General features: G+C 68.3%; 15 protein-coding genes. 4 read left to right on the top strand and 11 right to left on the bottom strand.

The features are described from left to right. Nucleotides 1-5 precede the first annotated feature (5 nt). The 9 genes from V7S63_RS23995 to V7S63_RS23955 form a co-directional block, all read right to left on the bottom strand. Nucleotides 6-1,109 (bottom strand): helix-turn-helix transcriptional regulator, encoded by a 1,104-nt coding sequence (locus V7S63_RS23995; protein ID WP_336532070.1) that lies wholly within the window; start codon nucleotides 1,107-1,109, stop codon nucleotides 6-8. A 105-nt stretch (nucleotides 1,110-1,214) separates the two neighbouring features. Further along, nucleotides 1,215-2,162: a lysylphosphatidylglycerol synthase domain-containing protein gene (locus V7S63_RS23990; protein WP_248307383.1), complete on the bottom strand. Its 948-nt coding sequence runs from the start codon at nucleotides 2,160-2,162 to the stop codon at nucleotides 1,215-1,217. Nucleotides 2,163-2,382: 220 nt separating this feature from the next. Then, nucleotides 2,383-3,906 carry an ABC-F family ATP-binding cassette domain-containing protein gene (locus V7S63_RS23985; RefSeq protein ID WP_336532069.1) on the bottom strand — a complete coding sequence of 508 codons (1,524 nt, stop codon included), beginning with the start codon at nucleotides 3,904-3,906 and terminating at the stop codon, nucleotides 2,383-2,385. A 327-nt stretch (nucleotides 3,907-4,233) separates the two neighbouring features. Continuing rightward, nucleotides 4,234-4,797, bottom strand: coding sequence for a hypothetical protein (locus V7S63_RS23980; protein WP_336532068.1), 564 nt, complete (start codon nucleotides 4,795-4,797; stop codon nucleotides 4,234-4,236). A 64-nt stretch (nucleotides 4,798-4,861) separates the two neighbouring features. After that, nucleotides 4,862-6,655, bottom strand: coding sequence for an ABC transporter ATP-binding protein/permease (locus V7S63_RS23975; RefSeq protein ID WP_336532067.1), 1,794 nt, complete (start codon nucleotides 6,653-6,655; stop codon nucleotides 4,862-4,864). A gap of 144 nt (nucleotides 6,656-6,799) precedes the next feature. Further along, nucleotides 6,800-7,276, bottom strand: a complete 477-nt coding sequence (locus V7S63_RS23970) for an SRPBCC family protein (protein WP_091835474.1) — start codon at nucleotides 7,274-7,276, stop codon at nucleotides 6,800-6,802. 45 nt (nucleotides 7,277-7,321) lie between these two features. Beyond that, complete coding sequence (locus tag V7S63_RS23965) at nucleotides 7,322-7,996, bottom strand: glutathione S-transferase family protein (protein WP_336532066.1); 675 nt, start codon at nucleotides 7,994-7,996, stop codon at nucleotides 7,322-7,324. A 65-nt stretch (nucleotides 7,997-8,061) separates the two neighbouring features. Beyond that, nucleotides 8,062-8,535, bottom strand: a complete 474-nt coding sequence (locus V7S63_RS23960) for an SRPBCC family protein (protein ID WP_336532065.1) — start codon at nucleotides 8,533-8,535, stop codon at nucleotides 8,062-8,064. After that, nucleotides 8,532-8,885: an ArsR/SmtB family transcription factor gene (locus V7S63_RS23955; protein WP_336532064.1), complete on the bottom strand. Its 354-nt coding sequence runs from the start codon at nucleotides 8,883-8,885 to the stop codon at nucleotides 8,532-8,534. The genes V7S63_RS23960 and V7S63_RS23955 overlap by 4 nt, the downstream gene beginning before the upstream one ends. A gap of 189 nt (nucleotides 8,886-9,074) precedes the next feature. Here V7S63_RS23955 and V7S63_RS23950 point away from each other — a divergent pair, with 189 nt between their 5' ends. Together V7S63_RS23950 and V7S63_RS23945 are read left to right on the top strand one after the other, a co-directional pair. Then, entirely contained in the window at nucleotides 9,075-10,118 is a 1,044-nt protein-coding gene (locus V7S63_RS23950) for a GMP reductase (RefSeq protein WP_091835488.1), read from the top strand. Between the two features lie 160 nt (nucleotides 10,119-10,278). Then, nucleotides 10,279-11,508 (top strand): BaiN/RdsA family NAD(P)/FAD-dependent oxidoreductase, encoded by a 1,230-nt coding sequence (locus V7S63_RS23945; RefSeq protein ID WP_336532063.1) that lies wholly within the window; start codon nucleotides 10,279-10,281, stop codon nucleotides 11,506-11,508. Here the strand turns inward: V7S63_RS23945 and mutS are convergent. Further along, the gene (gene mutS, locus V7S63_RS23940; protein WP_336532062.1) at nucleotides 11,492-14,218 is read right to left on the bottom strand and encodes a DNA mismatch repair protein MutS; all 2,727 of its coding nucleotides are present in this window, start codon (nucleotides 14,216-14,218) and stop codon (nucleotides 11,492-11,494) included. The two genes, V7S63_RS23945 and mutS, sit on opposite strands and share 17 nt — an antisense overlap. A gap of 102 nt (nucleotides 14,219-14,320) precedes the next feature. Here mutS and V7S63_RS23935 point away from each other — a divergent pair, with 102 nt between their 5' ends. Both V7S63_RS23935 and V7S63_RS23930 read left to right on the top strand, forming a co-directional pair. Beyond that, nucleotides 14,321-16,156: a methyl-accepting chemotaxis protein gene (locus V7S63_RS23935; RefSeq protein WP_336532061.1), complete on the top strand. Its 1,836-nt coding sequence runs from the start codon at nucleotides 14,321-14,323 to the stop codon at nucleotides 16,154-16,156. A 134-nt stretch (nucleotides 16,157-16,290) separates the two neighbouring features. After that, on the top strand, nucleotides 16,291-18,576 hold the full coding sequence (locus V7S63_RS23930) for an NADP-dependent malic enzyme (protein ID WP_091835501.1): 2,286 nt from the start codon (nucleotides 16,291-16,293) through the stop codon (nucleotides 18,574-18,576). Nucleotides 18,577-18,710: 134 nt separating this feature from the next. Here V7S63_RS23930 and V7S63_RS23925 read toward each other — a convergent pair whose 3' ends face one another. Then, on the bottom strand, nucleotides 18,711-19,922 hold the full coding sequence (locus V7S63_RS23925) for a penicillin-binding protein activator (RefSeq protein ID WP_244543843.1): 1,212 nt from the start codon (nucleotides 19,920-19,922) through the stop codon (nucleotides 18,711-18,713). Nucleotides 19,923-20,066: the final 144 nt, after the last annotated feature.

The raw sequence follows: 20,066 nt of genomic DNA, 5'->3' as shown, positions 1-20,066 counted from the left end.
GGGCGCTATTCGCTTGCGATCGGCCGCGACAGCAGGTCCGGGGCACCCGGAGACTGAATGCCACCCAGCAGCTGGATCAGCTCGGCCTGGCGGCGCACACCCGTCTTGGCGAATACGGATTTGAGCTGGCCCCGCACGGTTTCAGGCCGGATGCCATGGTTGTTCGCGATTCCGGAAACCGTGCCGCCCGACAGGAGAAGCCGGGTCACCTTCGCCTCCGCCGGGCTGAGATCGAACAGCGCTTCGAGGATGGCCGCGGACGGCGCCGCACCACGGCCGACCTCGGTGAGGTAGAACAGCTGGGCCGCGCCGGAGAAGACGTCGAGCCCGGCGCGCCTGAGCGGAACCAGATGCGCGACGAAGGCGGGCCGGTCGCCGGTGGCGCGGATCGGGAACGACAGCCCGGCGTCCCCCGCCACGTCGAGATGGAGCTGGAGGCGCTCGTTCGCCATGGGATCGGCGAGACGCACGCGGTCGAAGGCGCCGATCTCGAACGCGCCGCACGCGATGATCAGCTCATTGGCCGCAAGCACGCTATGGCGGCCAGTGATGATCGCTGCCGGCAGGCCGATCAACTCCAGCGCCGCGACGCTGGCACGCGCCCGCTCGAGGCCGAGACGCGCCGCGATGATCGAGGCCCGCGCCAGATGCGGCCGGAACTGGTCGAGCGCGGCGGCCGTCTCGCGCGGAACAGGGCCGTCGGCGTAGAGGCGCTCGATCGAGAAGACGATGCTGTCGCCACTGGTCGCACGGATCGAGGTGCCGACGCACCAGCCCAAGCCACGCGGCCTCAGGAAATCGCGATAGAACGGGTCCTGCTCCAGCTCCTGCGGCGCGATCGCATCGAGATCGGTCAGGAAACGCGGTTCGTAGAGCGGGACCAGGCGCTTGCCCCGCAGATTGTCCGCGACGAAGGGCGAAGCGACCCATTCGGCCGCGACGCCTTGGATGGCCTGCGAGGAGGTCCACTGGAACCGGCTCGGCGATGCCGCGAACAGGATGGTGCCGACGGCGCCAGCCCTGGCCGCCAGCCGGTCGAGCACATCAGCCCATCGCTCCGGCACGACGGCGGCCTCGTAGATCTCGTCGATGAGGTGCGCCGCGTCCACTGCTCTCCCCGGGCCGGTTGCTTCCTTGCGACAGGCCCGGCAGAATCGAGGTGGCGTCGCCGTGCCGATACGTCAAGGATGCTTGCCCGATCAGACGCGGCGGCGTCAGATCTCGTGCCGCCGGATGCGCCGGATCATCTCGTTCAGCGCCAGCAGCACCAGCGCCAGGATGAAGGGCAGGATGTAGTAGATGATGCGGAAGAGCAGCAGCGCGCCCAGCACCTGCTCGAAAGGCAGGCGGCTGAGCGCGACCAGCATGGTCGCCTCGAAGACGCCGAGCCCACCCGGCGCATGGCTGGCGATGCCGACCAGGCATGCGAAGATATAGGCGGCCAGGAAGCTTTCATAGGGCAGGTTGTGCCCGCCCGGCAGCAGCACATAGAGCACCGCAGCGGCGGCGCAGACCTCGGCTGCGCCCAGCAGCATCTGCGCGAGGGTAATGCCCAGCCCAGGCAGCGGCAGGTTCCAGCCGCTGACCCGCAAGGTGCGCTCGCCGGTCGCGACCCAGAAGAGATAGCCTGCCGTGCCGAGCGCTACGGCGGCGCCGACAACCTGGATCACCAGCGGCGAGGTCCGCGCCAGCACGGCGACCGATTCCGTCGCATAGAACAGGCTGGCGCAGAGGATCATGCCGAGCCCGAGCCAGAAGGTCAGGCCGGCGATCACGGTGAGGCTCGCAACCTCCGATGCCCGTACGCCCTTGGCCGAATAGACCCAGTAGCGCACGGTCCCGCCGGTCACGATCGGGAAGCCCAGGGTAAAGGCGACGGAATAGCTGGTGAAGGAGGCGAGCGCCGTCGTCCGATAGGGGATCGACAGGCCGAGCCGGCGCAGCGCAACCGCGTCATAGCCGGTCAGCAGCAGATAGCTCAGCGCGGTGAAACCCAGCGCCAGCAGGAGCTGGCGCTGGCTGGCGTTGGCGAAGGCGCGGGCAAGCTCGCCGGGCTCGATCTCGCGGACGATGTAATAGAGCACCACCAGCGATGCCGCGAAGATCACCGACGAGGCGAGCGGGCCGAGCCACCACCAGCGGCTGCGCTTGCGCAACGGCATTCCGGGCTCGTGCGGGCCGAACGACATCAGTGCTCTTGTCGGGTTGCGCACGCACGCGGAACGCGGCGAGCAAGGCGGGTTGCTGGCGGCTGGCCTGGCGGCCGGACCCGAGAGATAGCGCCTTCGCCGCGATGCACAAGACAGGACGGCGCGACGAATGCGCGCCATGAGGCCTACGCAGGACGCGCCAGCCTCATGGCGGTAGCGATGGCCGCGGCGGTCAACCCTCCGCCGCCATCGCCTCCTGGAAGAAAGCTTCGGGGTCGTCGACCTCGACCAGCCGCCGCTTGTCGATCCGCCAGAAGCGGTTGCCGACAGCGCGGACGAAGCTGCGATCATGCGAGACCAGCAGGCAGCTGGTCTCGCCGGCGGTGAGCTCGACCTCCAGCGCCTCCTGCCCCTCGATGTCGAGATGGTTCGTGGGCTCGTCCAGCAGGTAGAAATTCGGCCTGGCGAGGCGCAGCACCAGCATGGCGAGCCGCGCCCGCTGCCCACCGGAGAGCGCGCCGATCGGCCCGGTCTGGCGATCGATGGCGATACCGGCGCCGGCGAGCAGGCCACGGGCCGGCTGGTCGCCGACATCGAAGCGCCGGCTGATCAGCCCGTGCGGGGTATCACCATCAGGCAATTCGGCGAGGCTCTGGCTGGCGTAACCGAGTGCCAACGAGGGGGTCGCCCTGATACCTGCCTGCTCCTCGCCGCGAATGGCAGCGTGGAGCATGGCGACGAACAGCGACTTGCCGGCGCCGTTGAGGCCGAGGAGTACGACACGATCGCCCGGACTGATCCAGCGTCTGCCAGCCCTGAATAGCAGCCGACCGCCCGGGGCCGCGACCGCGACGTCGTCGAGCTCGACCAGCGCCCGCACATGCGTCGCGCTGCTGGCGAGCCTGATCGCCCCGGCAGAGCGCTCGCGATGGGCCGGGCGGACCGTCGCTTCGAGCTCGTCGGCGCGGCGCTTGAGCTGCCTGGTCTTGCTGAGCAGGAGATCGCTGCCGGAGTTGATGCCGATATTGTTCAGCTTCGCCGCCTGCCGCCGCATCTGCTGGACGGACTTGAGGTCACGCTCGTGCCGGCGCGCCTGCGCCGCATCGGTCTGGTCAAGCGCTGCACGCGCCGGCGAATAGGGCAGCGCGAACAGTTGCGAGCTCTTCTGGCGCAGGAACAGCGTCCGATTGGTCGTCGCGTCGAGGAAGGCGCGGTCATGGCTCGACAGGATCACCGCGACGTCGCGCGGCAGGGCGGCGAGCCAGCTCTCCAGCACGCCGATGCGCGCGAGATCGAGATGGTTGGTGGGTTCGTCGAGCAGCAGCAGATCCGGCTCGACGATGCCGGCGCGCGCGATCAGGACGAGCCTTTGCCAGCCACCGCTCAATTGCCCGAGCGGGCGGCGGCGCAGTTCTTCCGGTATCGCGAGCGAATCCAGCGCGACCTCGACGCGCCAATGCTCGCTCTCGCGCTGGTCGGCCGGCAGCATGTCGAGCAGCAACTGGTCGACAGACTGCTCCAGCAATTGCGGCGAGGCGTCCTGCCCGACATGGCCGATGCGCAGGCCGCGCGAGCGGGTGATCTCGCCGGCGGATGGTTCGAGCGAACCAGAGAGGCAGCGGAGCAGGGTCGACTTGCCGCGGCCATTGGCGGCGACGAGGCCAAGGCGGTCGCCCGGTACGATGGAGAACGAGAGGTCGGAAAACAGGGGCGCGCCCAGCGTGACGCCGAGATTGCGAAGGGTAGTCAAGGTCATGGTCGGTCTCGGAACTGCCCGAGCCGCGCGCCGTCATTCGGCCGGGGTCCTTGCCCCGAGCATCACGAATGCGGAACGCCTGGCTCGATGAGGGATGGACGCAGCTGGCCGAGCTTTGGGCTCGAAGACGCTACGCCCTCACGAAGGGCAGACCTAGAAGAGACCTGAAGCGATCGCCTGTGCGGTCAGCCCTGCAAGCCGGCTTGCAGGGCCTGAACGGGGCCGCGCTGACGATGGTGACGAAAGAACGTGATCACGCAGCCCTCCTTAGTTTCGAGTGGATCGACGGGACGGAATTAACGCCGTTCACGCCCCGGCGCAACCGGCTCAGGCGGTCTTGCGGAAGACGCGGAGCGTCTTGAACTCGCCGATCTCCTCGACCTGACGCGACTTCGCCCACTCCGCGATGATCGGCTTAGCCGCCTCATAGGCGAAGGAGCCGGTGTAGAACAGGATATGGCCGCCGGCATCAGTCTGGTCGGTGAAGAGCTGCATCACCTGAAGATCGGTCAGCGCGCCATAGGCGTCGTTCTTTTCGGTGCGGAACTCGCAGGAGTGGAACAGCGTGACGATGTCGAAGCGCGGCAGCAGCCGGGCATTGCTGGTGTAGATGTCGCCGAAATAAGCGGAATAGGTCTTGGTGATCGTCGGATTGTCGATCGCGAGCTTGACGAAGGCCTCGTATTCCTTCGGCGAGGCGGTGATCCCGAGCACGGTGTTGTCGAATTCCGGCTCGGCGCAGCGGATGCCGACATAATGGTGGCCGCCGGTGCCGAAATGGTAGATGCGCTTGCCGGTCAGGCCCTGCTCTTCCAGCCATTCGACGAAATGCACGTCGCAGGGGCACTGCTCGACCCGCAGGCCCCAATAGACGTCCCAGATGTTCAGCATGCGTTGACTCCGTTTCGGAAAGAGGCCGGTCAACCGGCGCTGGATAGGTAAGTTGCTTGCAAACTCAGCCGCTGCCGGCTTCGACCCGTGTGGCCGGGCGCGGCATGTCGAACGAGGCGATGCGGGCGACGCCGCCGGCGCGCCGCATGGTGAGGTGATGATCGGCAGCCTCGGCGAAACCGGGACTTTGGCCGATCAGCAGCATCACCGCATCCGGTCGCGCCGCCCTGAGCCGCGAGAGCAGTTCGAGCGCCGCCTCGGTCTCGAGCCCGCTCGTCGCCTCGTCGAGCACGAGGATATCCGGCTTTGCCAATTCGGCGCGTGCCAAAGCGAGGCGCTGGCGATCGCCGGTGGTCAGCGCCTTGTCCCAGTCGTGCGCGAGATCGATCTGCGACACCAGGCTTGAGAGGCCGTAATGCCGCAATGCGGCGGCGGCCTCTGCGTCGCTGTGGCCGCCGATCGGGTCGAGCGCGGCGCGCAGGCTGCCTTCCGAGAGATGGAGATGCTGCGGCAGCACGGCGATGCGCGCCCCGTCCGGCAGGGCCACCGCGCCGCGCCCCCACGGCCAGAGGCCCGCCACCGCCTGGATCAGCGCGGCCTTGCCATGGCCGAGCTCGCCGGCGACGTGCAATGTCGCGCCGGCGGGCAGAGCCGTCGAGACGTCGGCGAGCAAGGTGCGGCCGTCGCGATCGGTCAGCGTCAGCTCGTCCAGCCGCAGGCCCGCGTCTTCGCTGGCGAGGACGGCGATGTCGCTCTCGGCCACACCGGCTTCGATCGCGCCGAGCGCGACGGCAAGCTCGTTGACCCGCCGCGCCGAAGCCAGCCATTCGGCGATGCGCATGAAGTTGTCGAGCACCCAGTTGAAGGCGTTCTGCACGGCAACGAAGGCGGCGGCGACCTGGACGACGTCGCCGAGCGACATCTCGCCCGAGAGATATTTCGGCGCCGCCAGCAAAAGCGGCACGACCGGCACCAGCGCGCCGCTGCCATTGGTGATCCAGGTCAGACGGCCACGCTGGCGGATCATGGCGAGCCAGCGCGTCACCAGCGTGTCATAGGTCGCGGCGACGGCGCGGCGCTCACCGGTCTCGGCGCGAGAGAGCGCGATCGTCTCGCCGTGGTCGCGGATGCGCATCAACGAGAAGCGCAGGCGCGCCTCGCCCTCGTTGCGGGCGGCGATCAGGCGCGGCAGCGGCCGGCCGACCCAGGTGATCAGGCCGGAGACGAGCACCGCGTAGATGATCGCCGCCAGGACCATATAGGCAGGGATCTCGAAGGGGACGCCGTGCGCCTCGACGCTGAGCGAGCCGCCGATCGACCAGAGGATGCCGATAAAGGTGATCGCGGTGATGACGGCCGAGAGCAGGCCGATGGCGAAATCGACCACCGGCTCCGTCGCCCAGCGGACATCGTCGGCGATGCGGTATTCGGGATTGGCCGGCTCGTAGCCGGAGAGGCCGAGCCGGTAGAACCTTCGCTCGCCGATCCAGCCATCGGCGAGCTTGGCGGTGACCCAGGCGCGCCAATGGACCTGGAAGGTCTCGCGCGAGATCAGGATGATGACGCCGAGGCCTGCCGCGATCAGCACCAGCACCGGGAAGACGGCCATGGCGATCAGCGCGCTCTCGCCGTCCTTCTTCTCTAGCGCATCGAAGAACCAGCCGTTCCAGCGGTTGACCGTGACGTTGGCAAAGACGGAGAGGATGATCGCGCTCGCCAGCGTCAGCGACCAGAGCCAGGCCCGGCCGGCGGTGCCGCCGCGCCAGAAGCCGCCGGTGAGACGGGCGAAGCTCTTGGTGACCTGCCAGTCGGATGGCGGGCCAGCCGGTACGGTGTTCGGATCGACGGCCTTCAGCACAGTCGAGTGATCCCCCCGGATCGCGACATCGGAGGCGGCGCCCGCCGGGTCTTCCCGGTTCGGATGCCGCCAGCATGCCGGTTAGCCGGCCGGGGATGAACTGTGGCTGAATGGAGTTAGGCTCCATTCAGCCTGATCGAGGCGTCAGGCGGCCGGGTTAGCGGGCTCGCCGAGTATCCTGGCAAGCGCCTCCAGCAATTCACGCGAGCCTTCCTCGCGATGGATCGGGCCGTCCTTGCCGTCGAGATAGGCACCCTGCTCGGTGAAGACGAACCTGGTGCCGGTTCCCTCGGGCACGAACTCCATGGTCAGCAGCGAGCCCGAGAGCGGCGCGCCATCGATCGCCATGGCATAGGCGAGGATGATGCGCTCGTTCGGCTGGATCACCTGGTAGACGGTGTCATTGGTGATCGGCGGGCCGCCCTGGAAGCGAAAGCGGCTGCGCTCATGGCCGCCGACGCGGAAATCGACATCGAACTGCTCGACCTCCCAGCCCTCGCCCTCGGCAAACCAGCGGCGCTTCTGCGCGGGATCGGCGAAGGCTGCGAAGACGCGGGCGGGCGAGGCGGCATAGCTGCGCTCGATGGTGAAGCTGGCATGGACGACGGGATTGGCGGTCATGGTCTTGTCCTTTCGATAGTGGCGGTGTGGGTTCGCGAAGCCGTGCTAGCGGGAGAGCCCGGCATCGCCTGGATTGCGTGGAAAGTACTCGAAATAGGGCTCGGCCTCGGCCAGAGCGCGGGCATAGGACGGCCGCGTGCGCAGACGCTCGAAATAGGCCCAGAGCCGCGGATGGCTGTCGCGGAAGGACAGCGCCCGCTCGGCATAGAACAGCGCCGGTGCGGCCGAGCAGTCGGCCAGGCTGAACGCGTCGCCGAGGGCCCATTGCCGCTCGCCGATCTCCGCTTCGAGCACGTCATAGGCGCAAGCGAGGGTCGCCTTGACCTCGGCGACGCCGACCGGGTCACTGCTGCCTTCCGGGCGCAGCCGGTCGAGCACCACCTTCTGCATGGGGATGGCGACATAGAGATCGAAAATCCGGTCGAGCCGCCGGACTTCGAGCGCCGCGACCGGGTTCTCCGGCAGCAGCGCCATCGGGCCGGGATAGTGCAGGGCGAGATACTCGATGATCAGGCTGGTCTCCGGCACCAGCCTTCCATTGCTGTCGTCGCGCAGCAGCGGGAACTTGCCGATCGGCCAGAGCTTCAGGAAATCGGCGCGCTCGGTGGCATCGCCGAAATTGACGAGATGCGGCGTGAACCGTGTCTCGTTCTCGTAGAGCGCAACCAGCACCTTCTGGCAGAAGCCCGAGAGCGGGTGGAAATAGAGCGTCAGGGACATGGCTGTGCATTCCTGCTTCTGGAAAGGAGCGGGCTGAAACCGAGATGGTTGAAGAAGGGCGTGGTTCAGGCTGGCGCCTGCTCCTGCGCGAGATAGTCCGCCAGCCGGTCGAAGCCGACGCGCGAACCCTGCTCGCGCCAGTCGGGCCGGTCATGGCCGTCGAGGAAGGCGGCCTGCTCGGTGAAGCGAAGCAGGGTGCCGGCGCCGTCGCGATGGAACTCGATCGTCGCCAGCGAGATCGACAGTCGGATATCGTCGCGCAGCAATTCGTAGCTATAGATAATGCGCTGCTCCGGCACGATCTCGTGGAAGGTCGCGTTCATCGCGTAGACGCCGCCTTCGGCCGGGGCGCCGCGCATGGTCTCGCGGCCGCCTTCGCGGAAATCCAGCACATGCTCGCCGAGTCCGCCCTCGTCATGGCAGGCCGACCAGCGCCTTTTGGCGGCGGGATCGGCAAAGGCGGCGAAGACGCGGGCCGGGCTCGCATCGTAATGGCGCTCGATGGTGAAATCGGCGTGGACGACGGTCCGTTCGCTCATGGCTCGTCTCCTTGCTTCGCGTCCTGGTCCTGCTCGGCAAGGAAGGCCCCGAGCCGGTCGAAGCGTCGCTCCCAGAGGGCGCGGCGCTCTCTGATCCAGCGCTCCGCCGCGCGCAGGGCCTGCGTGTCGAGCTGGCAGGTGCGGACCCGCCCGATCTTCTGCGTCCGCACCAGCCCGGCTCCCTCGAGAACCGAAAGATGCTGCACCACCGCCGACAGCGTCATCTCCAGCGGAGCCGCGAGCTCGCTGACGCTCGCCGGCCCCTCGCAGAGCCGCTGCACCATCTGCCGGCGGTTCGGGTCCGCCAGCGCCTGGAACATGAGATCGAGCTGGTCAGATTGGTGAAGCATATGCTTAAGTATCGTGCTGCGAGCAGCCTGTCCAGAGAAACTTTAGAGATCACTAAAGTTTCCTTCCGCTGGAACCCCACCCACTCCCGGCGCATTGCTCCGTAAGGTTCGAGCGGCTATGAATCCCGGCACGCTCCCTCACGCCGCGTGCGCCTTTTTTGACATGCGCCAGTCGCCGGAGCTTTGATCATGCGCATCGAGAACGATCCGAAACTCGACTTCCGCGACGTGCTGATCAGGCCTAAGCGCTCGACGCTCGGGAGCCGCGCCGAGGTCGACGTCAACCGGAGCTTCCGCTTCGCGCATACCGGCCGCGAATGGACCGGCTTCCCGCTGATCGCCGCGAACATGGACGTGGTCGGCACCATGGCGATGGCGCGGGCGCTGCTGAAACACGGCGCCATGGTCGCGCTGCACAAGCATTACGACGCCGACGAGCTGATCGCCTTCTTCAAGGAGGAGGGATCGGCCAATGCCTTCTATTCGCTGGGCACCACCGATTCCGACCATGACAAGCTCAAGGCGGTGCATGCCAAGGCGCCGATCGACAAGATCTGCCTCGACGTCGCCAATGGCTACACCGAAAAATTCGTCGACACCGTCAAGGCGACCCGCGACGCCTTCCCGAACGCGGCGATCATGGCCGGCAACGTCGTCACCGGCGACATGACCGAGGCGCTGATCCTGGCCGGCGCGGATATCGTCAAGGTCGGCATCGGCCCGGGCTCGGTCTGCACCACCCGCAAGATGACCGGTGTCGGCTATCCGCAGCTCTCGGCGATCATCGAATGCGCCGACGCGGCCCATGGCCTGAAAGGACTGGTCTGCGGCGATGGCGGGCTGACCGTGCCGGGCGACGTCGCCAAGGCCTATGGCGGCGGCTCCGACTTCGTGATGATGGGCGGCATGCTCGCCGGCCATGACGAATGCGAGGGCGAGATCCGCTACGAGACCCATGACGGCGAGAAAGTGCCGGTCGCGATGGTGTTCTACGGCATGTCCTCGGACACGGCGATGAAGAAATATTCCGGCGGCGTCGCCAAATACCGGGCCTCCGAGGGCAAGACCGTCGAGGTGCCCTATCGTGGCCCGGTCGAGGGCACGATGCAGGAGATCATGGGCGGGGTGCGCTCGGCGATGACCTATATCGGCGCGGTCCGGCTCAAGGAGATGCCGAAGCGCACCACCTTCATCATGGTCGGCAGCCAGCTCAACACCGTGTTCGGCAATTGAGACTGCCGGCAGCATAGTCCCGAGCAAAAAAGAATGCTGTCGTCCCGGGCGACCGGAGGGAGACCCGGGACCCATTCCCGAACCTCTTTCGGAAAGGCTCCGGAATGGATCCCGGATCTCCGCTTCGCTGCGTCCGGGATGACCCGCGAGAAAAGGCCGGATGGTTCATACTAGAGACATCGACGTCGCCATCATCGGCGCCGGCCCGGCCGGGCTGATCGCGGCTGAGCGGCTGGCGCAGGCCGGCCACAAGGTCGCGCTCTACGAGCGGATGGCCTCGCCGGCGCGCAAGTTCCTGCTCGCCGGCCGCGGCGGGCTCAACCTGACGCATTCCGAGCCGCTCGACGCTCTTCTTGAGCGCTATGGCACCGCGCGCGCCTGGCTGGAGCCGGTGATCCGCGCCTTCCCGCCGCAGGCGCTGCGCGACTGGGCCGATGGGCTCGGGGCGGAGAGCTTCGTCGGGTCGAGCGGACGCGTCTTCCCCAGGGCAATGAAGGCCTCGCCGCTGCTGCGGGCCTGGCTGGCCCGGCTCGACGGGCTCGGCGTGCAGCTGCATGCAGGGCGGCTCTGGACGGGCTGGGACGAGAGCGGCGGGCTGCGTTTCGCCCTGCGCGATGGCGGCGAGGAGATCGTGACGCCGCGCGCGACCCTGCTGGCGCTCGGCGGCGCGAGCTGGCCGCGGCTCGGCGCGGACGGCTCCTGGGTCGAATTGCTTGCTGGCAAGGGCGCTGTGATCGCGCCACTGCGCCCCGCCAATGCCGGTTTCTCGGTCGACTGGTCGCCCTTGATGCGCGAGCGCTTCGCCGGTCAGCCGCTGAAGCGGATCGCGCTGAGCTTCGCCGGACAGCGCGTGATGGGCGAGGCGATGATCGACGCAGGAGGTATCGAGGGCGGAGCGATCTATGCGCTGTCGGGCCCGCTGCGGGAGACCATCGCCCGCGATGGCGAAGCGGCCCTGACGATCGACCTGCGACCGGACCTGACCGAGCTGGAGCTGGCCAACCGGCTGGCGAAGCGCCGTGCGGGCGAGACGCTGAGCAATTATCTCCGCAAGGCGGCGGGGCTTTCGCCGGTTGCGGCGGCCGTGCTGCGGGAGGCTACGAGCGGACCGCTGACGGCCGAGCCCGACGCGCTCGCGGGGCTTATCAAGGCTGCGCCCTTGCGCCTCACCGGCATGGCCTCGCTCGCCCGCGCCATCTCAACCGCCGGCGGCATCCGGGCCGAAGAGATCGACCAATATTTCATGCTGAAGCGCCTGCCTGGGATTTTCGTCGCCGGGGAGATGCTCGACTGGGAGGCGCCGACCGGCGGCTATCTGCTGCAGGCCTGCTTCGCCACGGGCGTCGCAGCGGCCGAAGGGATCGGGCGCAGGCTCAATTCAGCCGCTTGAGCCTGTAGAGCGCCTCCAGCGCCTCGCGCGGCGTCATCTCGTCGGGGTCGAGCCCGGCGAGCGCCTCGCGCAGTTCGTCGGGGCCGGCGACCGGGACGGCTGCCGGCGCGGGTTTGCGCATCTGCACCGCGAAGAGCGGGAGATCGTCGACCAAAGCCGCGACCGGCTTTTCGCGCTCGCTCTTCTCCAGCTCGGAGAGGATGGCGCGGGCGCGCTCGACCACCGCCGGCGGCAGACCGGCGAGCTTGGCGACCTGAATGCCGTATGAGCGATCGGCCGCGCCCGGCACGACCTCGTGCAGGAAGACGACTTCGCCATTCCATTCGGTGACGCGCACGGTGGCGTTGGCGACCCGGTCGAGCCGCTCGGCCAGCGCGGTCAGCTCGTGGTAATGCGTCGCGAACAACGCTCGGCAGCGATTGGCCTCGTGCAGATGCTCGATCGCGGCCCAGGCGATCGAGAGACCGTCGAAGGTCGCGGTGCCTCGGCCGATCTCGTCGAGGATCACCAACGCCCGCGGCCCGGCCTGGTTGAGAATCGCCGCGGTCTCGACCATCTCGACCATGAAGGTCGAGCGGCCCCGCGCCAGATCGTCAGCGGCGCCGACGCGCGAGAACAGCCGGTCGACAATACCGATATGGGCACTTTGCGCCGGCACGAAAGAGCCCATCTGGGCGAGCACTGCGATGAGCGCGTTCTGGCGCAGGAAGGTCGACTTGCCCGCCATGTTCGGGCCGGTGATCAGGCAGATGCGGCCATCGCGGTCTTTGCCTGACGCGGACAGCTCGCTGTCATTGGCGACGAAGGGCTGGCCCTGCCGCTTCAGCGCCGCCTCGACCACGGGATGGCGGCCGGCCTTGATGGTGAAGGCGGCTCCGTCATCGACCTGGGGCCTGGTCCAGCCGCCATCGATGGCAAGCTCGGCCAGTGCCGCGGCAACGTCGATCACCGCCAGCGCCTGCGCCGCCGCCTTGATCGGCTCGGCCTGCGCGAGCACGGCTTCGGTCAGGGCGGCGAAGATCGAGAGCTCCAGCTTGAGCGCCCGGTCGGCGGCCGAGGCGATCTTGGCTTCGAGCTCGCCGAGCTCGACCGAGGAGAAGCGCATCGCGTCCGACATGGTCTGGCGATGCACGAAGACGGCGCGCCAGGGCTCCCGGAGGAAGGTCTCGCCAACCGCCTGCGGCACCTCGACGAAATAGCCGAGCATGGAATTGTGCTTGATGCGCAGGGTCCGGCAATCGGTCTCGGCGGCATAGCGCGCCTGCAATTGCGCGATCACCTTGCGGGAATCGACCTGGAGGAGCCGGAGCTCGTCGAGCGCCGGATCGAAGCCCTCGCGGACGAAGCGGCCGTCTCGCTTCAGCAGCGGCAGCTCGTCCGCCAGCGTCGCGGAGAGGCGGGTCGCCAGATCCGGATCGGTGCGGCCGAGCGCCAGCGCCGCCTCGCGCAGTTCGTCGGGCAGATCGCCCTGGCGCAGCAGTGCCGCGGCGACACCGCGGGCGGCCTCCAGCCCGGCGCCGAGCGCGGCGAGATCGCGCGGGCCGCCACGGTTGAGCGAAAGCCGCGCCAGCGCACGGGCGATGTCGGGCACGCGCGACAGATCACGCCGCAGCGCCTCGCGCAGCGAGGGCACCTCGACAAGCAGCGTGACGGCGTCGTGCCGCCTGCCGATGGCCTCGGGATCGGTGAGCGGGCCAGCGAGTCGCTCAGCGAGCAGGCGGCTGCCACCCGGCGTCTCGGTCCGGTCGATGGTGGCGAGCAGGCTGCCGGTGCGCTCTCCCGCGAGGGTCCGGGTGAGTTCGAGATTGGCGCGGGTCGCCGCGTCGATCAGCATGGTCGCGCTCATCCCCTCGCGGACGGGCGGCGACAAAGGCGGGCGGGCGCCGAGCTGGGTGCGCTCGACATAGGCGAGCGCGGCCGCAGCGGCGGCAATCTCGGCGCGGCTGAAGGCGCCGAAGGCGTCGAGCGTGGCGACGCCGAAGAACTCCTTGAGCCGCCGCTCGCCGGAGGCGGGGTCGAGCCCCTCGCGTGCCAGCGGCGTCACGGGAGCGGCGACATCGCGCCAGAATTCCCTGAGCTCGGGATCGTCATGAATCGCATCGGGGCAGACGATCTCGCGCGGCTCCAGACGAGCGAGTTCGACGGCAAGGCCGCGTTCATCTGTCTCCAGCACGGCGAAGCGGCCGGTCGAGATGTCGAGCGCGGCGATGCCATAGGCGTAGATCTCGTCCGAGAGCCGGCGCCGGGCTACGGCGACGAGCAGGCTCGCCCGGCCGGGATCGAGCAGGCGCTCCTCGGTGATGGTGCCGGGGGTGACGAGGCGCACGACGTCGCGCTTCACCACCGATTTGGCGCCGCGCTTCTTGGCCTCGGCCGGGTCCTCGATCTGCTCGCACACGGCGACGCGATGGCCGGCGGCGATCAGCTTCTGCAGGTAGTCGTCGGCGCGCTCTACGGGCACGCCGCACATGGCGATGTCTTGGCCGAGATGCTTGCCGCGCTTGGTCAGCACGATACCGAGGGTGCGCGAGGCGATCTCGGCGTCCTGGAAGAACAATTCGTAGAAATCGCCCATCCGGTAGAACAGCAGGCAGTCCGGATTGTTTGCCTTGATCTCGACGTACTGCGCCATCATCGGCGTAACGCGGCCGGCGTCGGCCGCAGCTGCGGTCCTGGCGTCCGCGATGTCGTCTGGTTTTGTGTGGCGCATGGGGCGCGCACGCTAGCAAATCGCGCCGGCAAGGCCATCCGTTAGGACTGCTTTCAACATATTTAAGCAGGGTCCGTGAGCTGTCTCCGGCCAAGGCCCGTCATGTCGCTGTTCATAAACCTGATCCAGAGCCTGTCCTTCCTGCTGTTGGCGGCTCTGATCCTGACCGCAGCGGCCAGCTGGATCGACCAGCGCCCGCTGCTGCGCCAGTTTGCGGTCGGCGTCCTGTTCGCGGTCGGTGCGCTGTGCAGTATGGCCAATCCCTTCGTCATCCAGCCCGGGCTGGTGGTCGATTCCCGCAACACCTTCGCGATCCTGGCAGGGCCGATCGGCGGGCCGATCGCGGCGCTGCTGACTGCCCTACCGCTGGCGGTGGCACGCTACAATCTCGGCGGCGTCGGCATGCCGACCGGGATCGCGGGGATCGTCCTGCATGCCGTCGCGGGCGCGATCTATGCCGCCTGGCTCGGCCGACAGAAGCGTTCGCTGACGCTGCGCGATCTCGCCTGGCTCAGCCTGATCAGCGCCGGCTGCCTGATCGCCTCGAACATCTTCATGCCGAACTGGGCCGCGGCCGAGCGCTTCCTCACCGAGGCGGTGCCGATCATGATCGTCGTCGGCACGCTCGGCACCGTGCTGGTCGGGCTCGTCCTCAGCAATGACCGCGAACGGCGCGAGACCGCCTATCGCTACAAGACGCTGCTCGATCATGTGCCCGGCACGCTCTATCAGCGGATCGATCGGCCGGACGGCGAGCGCCGCTACCGCTTCGTCAGCTACCGCCTGGACGAATTGCTCGGCATCGGCCGCGAGGCGATCGAGAGCGATCCCGAGATTCTCCTGTCGAGAATCCTGCCGGAGGATCGCCAGCGCTGCTCGTCGACCAACGAGGAAGACCAGATCAACGAGCTCGGGCACCGGCGCACCGAACTGCGCTACCAAGCCGCCAGCGGCGCCGTCGTCTGGCTGCGCAGCGAGGCGACCCGGCGGCACCTGCCCGACGGCACGACCGTCTGGGACGGCATCCTGATCGACGTGACCACGGAAAAGACGCTGGCGAACGGCCGGCAGGAGATCGAGACGCTGCGCAAGGCCGCGCTGGAGGAGCTCGCCGTCAATCTCGAAGTGACCGTGGGCAAGGCGCTGCGCCGGGTCGGCGAATCCGCGCGCAGCATGCTCGAAGCCGCGCAAGGCATGGCCGCCAATGCCGACCGCACCACTGCCCGCGCCGGCGAAGCGACGGAGCAGGCCGAGCTCGCCTCGCAGCGGGTCGGCAGCGTCGCCGATGCGGCCGAGCGGATCGACGCCTCGATCCGCGAGCTCACCCGCCAGACCGATCTCGCAGCCGAGACCGCCCGGCAGGCGGCCAGGCATGTCCGCTCGACCAGGACCGATGTCGACGGGCTCGCGGTCGCCGCCGACAAGGTCGGCGCCGTACTCGCCTTCATCGAGGACATCGCGGTGCGCACCAATCTGCTCGCGCTCAACGCGACGATCGAGGCGGCGCGCGCCGGCGTCGCCGGGCGCGGCTTCTCGGTGGTCGCCGGCGAGGTCAAGAATCTCGCCGAGCAGACCCAGCAGGCGACGCAGGACATCGCCGCGACGCTGCAGGAGATCCGCGGCGCCGCAGCGGCAGTCGCCGACGCCGTCGGACAGATCGAAGGCACGATGGGGACGATCGAGACGACCTCGGACGCGATCGCACAGGTCGTCACCGGTCAGGGCGCGATCGCTTCGGGCATCGCCCTCGACGCCCAGGTCGTCGCCGGCTCGGCCGCCACCGTCACGCAGAACGTCGCCAGTGCCGGCGGCGAAGCCCGCGCCACCGGCGAAGCCGCCGTGCGCGTCGTCGCCGCGGCGCGCCTGGTCTCTGAGCAGGCGGTCGAGCTCGACCGCTATGTCGGCGACAGCGTCGCGCGCATGCGCGCCGGCCTCTAGAACCGGATCCGAGCGCAGGCCGACCCCTGCCGCAGCGGGAAAACTGCTGTCGCGCAATCGCGCCTTGTCGAGGAAAGCGACGCTGCCCTATGGTCGTTCCCCCCGAGGAAACGCCTGTGAAAAAGAATAAGCGCATGAACGATCGCTCCCCGCCCAAGCGCACCCGTCCGACCTTCACCGACCAGGAGGCGCTGCTCTTCCACTCGCAGGGGAGGCCGGGCAAGCTCGAGATCGTGCCGACCAAGCCGATGGCGACCCAGCGCGACCTGTCGCTGGCCTATTCGCCGGGCGTGGCCGTGCCGGTGCTGGCGATCGCGGAGGACCCGAGCCGCGCCTATGACTACACCACCCGCTCGAACCTGGTCGCGGTGATCTCGAACGGCACCGCCATCCTCGGCCTCGGCAATCTCGGCGCGCTTGCCTCCAAGCCGGTGATGGAAGGCAAGTCGGTGCTGTTCAAGCGCTTCGCCGACGTCGATTCGATCGACCTCGAGGTCGACACCGAGGATGCCGACAAGTTCATCGACGCAGTGCGCTATCTCGGCCCCTCCTTCGGCGGCATCAACCTCGAGGACATCAAGGCGCCGGAATGCTTCATCATCGAGCAGCGCCTGCGCGAACTGATGGATATCCCGGTCTTCCATGACGACCAGCATGGCACCGCGATCATCGCCGCCGCCGGCCTGATCAATGCGCTCGACCTGACCGGGCGCGACATCCAGACGACAAGGCTCGTCGTCAACGGCGCCGGCGCCGCCGCGATCGCCTGCACGGAGCTGCTCAAGGCGATGGGCTTCAAGCCCGACAACGTCATCCTCTGCGACACCAAGGGCGTGATCTACCAGGGCCGCACCGAAGGCATGAACCAGTGGAAGTCGGCCCATGCGGCGGTCACCGACCGGCGCACGCTGGCGCAGGCACTGGAAGGGGCGGACGCCTTCTTTGGATTGTCGCAGAAGGGCGCGGTGACGCCGGAGATGGTCGCGTCCATGGCGGAGAACCCGATCATCTTCGCCATGGCCAACCCCGATCCGGAGATCACGCCGGAGGAGGTCCACGCCATTCGCGAGGACGCGATCATGGCGACCGGGCGGTCGGACTATCCGAACCAGGTCAACAACGTGCTCGGCTTCCCCTACATCTTCCGCGGCGCGCTCGACGTGCGCGCCACCACGATCAACATGGAGATGAAGATCGCCGCGGCCGAGGCGCTGGCGCAGCTCGCCCGCGAGGACGTGCCGGACGAGGTCGCCGCCGCCTATCAGGGCTCACGCCCACGCTACGGCAAGGATTACATCATCCCGGTGCCGTTCGACCCGCGCCTGATCCATGTCGTGCCGGCGGCGGTCGCCAGGGCGGCGATGGAGTCCGGCGTGGCCGGCAAGCCGATCGTCGACATGAACGCCTACAAGGCGCAGCTCTCGGCCCGGCGCGATCCCGTCGCCGGCACGCTCAACCGCATCTTCGAGCGCGTGCGACGCTATCCCAAGCGCGTCGTCTTCGCCGAGGGCGAGGAGGAGCAGGTCATCCGCGCCGCCGTCTCTTTCGTCAACCAGGAGCTCGGCAGGGCGATCCTGGTCGGCCGCGAGGAGCGCATCAACGAGACCGCCGAGCATCTCGGCGTCGACCTCGCCGCCAAGGGCATCGAGATCCAGAACGCCAGGCTCTCGCACCGCAACTCCGCCTATGCGCAGTATCTCTACGAGCGGCTGCAGCGGCACGGCTATCTGTTCCGCGACTGCCAGCGCCTGATCAACCAGGACCGCAACCATTTCGCTGCCGCGATGGTCGCGCTCGGCGATGCCGATTCGATGGTCACCGGCGTCACCCGCAACTACTCGATCGCGCTGGAGGAGGTTCGCCGCGTCATCGACGATCGGCCGGGCCACCGCCTGATCGGCGTCTCGATCGCGATCACGCGCGGGCGGACCGTGCTCATCGCCGACACCGCGATCACCGAGATGCCGACGGCGCAGGAACTGTCGGAGATCGCGATCGAGGCCGCCGGCGTCGCCCGCCGGCTCGGTTATGAGCCGAAGGTCGCAATGCTCGCCTTCTCGACCTTCGGCCATCCGGCCGGCGAGCGCTCGGAGAAAGTGCGCGATGCCGTGACGATCCTCGACGGCCAGCGCGTCGACTTCGAGTACGATGGCGAGATGGCCGCCGATGTCGCACTCAATCGCGACCTGATGGCGCAATATCCGTTCTGCCGCCTGACCGGACCGGCGAACGTGCTGGTGATGCCGGCGTTCCACTCGGCCTCGATCTCGACCAAGATGCTGCAGGAGCTCGGCGGCGCCACCGTGATCGGCCCGCTGCTGGTCGGCCTCGACAAGCCGGTGCAGATCGTGCCGCTCGGCGCCAAGGATTCCGACATCGTCAACATGGCGGCGCTGGCGGCGTTCAACATCGGCGGGTGACACCTGCCGTCATGCTCGGGCGAAGACCCGAGCATCTCATGACAAAAAAGGCGCCCTTGAAGGGGCGCCTCTTCATGCTGGAGATTCCTGGCTCTCCGCTGCGCACCGCCCGAGAATGACACCCTGTTGCCGCGTCAGTTCGTGCGCGGGCCGAGATCGCGCGGGGCGGCGTTGACCGTGACGATCTGGCCGTTGCGTAGTTCGAGCACGGCAAGGCCGCGCTCGTTCAGCCCGTCGGGACGGAAACGGAAAACGCCGTCGGCACCGGCAAAACCGGACGCATTGGTGAGTACGCTTTCCGAGAAGCGCTGGCTGCCCTGGGTGCGGGCGAGCGCCGCCGCCAGCGAGACCGCGTCATAGGACAATGTCGCGGTGCGGGTCGGGGCGCTGTTGAAGCGCTTCTGGTAGCGGCCGGCGAAGGCGTTGAAGCCGGCGGTGTCGGGCGAGGCGAACCAGCCGCCCTGGATCGCCGGAACGCGCGCGACATTGGCGTCGTTCCAGACGCCGGTGCCGAGCGGCTTGACCTTGGCCGGGTCGTAGCCGGCCTGCTGCAGGATGAGGCCCAGCGTCGGCATCGTCGCGGCGTCGGCCGGCACGAACAGCGCGTCCGCCTGCTGCAGCGCCGGCGCCAGCCGCGTGGCGGCGGCACGCATGCTGTTCTGGTCTGCGCCGAAGCGCTCGATCACAGCGACGCGGGCGCCACGATTGGCGACCGCCTGCTGGAAGGCGCCCTCGACGACCTTGCCATAGGCGGTCTCAGGCACGAGCGCGGCGAAGGATTTGCGCCCCTGTGCCGAGGCATAGGCGATGACGCGGTTGACGTCGTTCTCCGGCGGAAACGACAGCAGGTAGATGCCGCGCGAGGCGACGTTGCTGTCGCTGGAGAAGGCGATCACCGGTTTGCCGGCGCCACGGGCGACCTGGCCGACGGCCTGGACGGAGGGCGCGAAGAGCGGGCCGATGATCAATTCGGCGCCTTCGCGGAGAGCTTCCTGCGCCGCGGCCTGGGCGCCATCGGGCGTGCCGCGATCATCCTTGACCAGCAGCGTGAGGTCGGCGCCGGGGAATTCGGCAAGCGCCATCTCGGCGGCGTTCTTCAGCGAGTTGCCGACGGTCGCGCCCGAGCCCTCGGCGGTGAGCGGCAGAATCAGGCCGACCTTGACCGAGCCGGTGCCGATGGTCGGGCCGCTGGGCTGGGCAGCGCCGCCCGCCTGCGGCGCAGTGGAGCTGTCGAAGCCGGGCAGGCCGCCGGTTCCGCCGCTGCAGGCGGCGAGCGCCGCGCCGACACCGGACAACAGGATGAGGCGGCGGCTCGGCGGAGTGAGGAGCTTGCTCTGACGCGACACGGCTTTCGTCTCCACTCCTCGGCGAGGCGCGAGACCAAGCCCACACCAGCTGAATCTTGTCCCGAACCGTGGACCAGTCCTGCCAGTGAGCAAGGCTATTTTCAAGTTGTTAACTCTAGGTTGCCGTACCGGCAGTGGCATCTT

Source organism: Allobosea sp. CCNWLY174 (assembly GCF_037120455.1).
Lineage (GTDB): Bacteria > Pseudomonadota > Alphaproteobacteria > Rhizobiales > Beijerinckiaceae > Allobosea > Allobosea lupini.
Note: the sequence above shows the minus strand (reverse complement) of the source record. Positions and strands in the feature narration are given on the sequence as shown.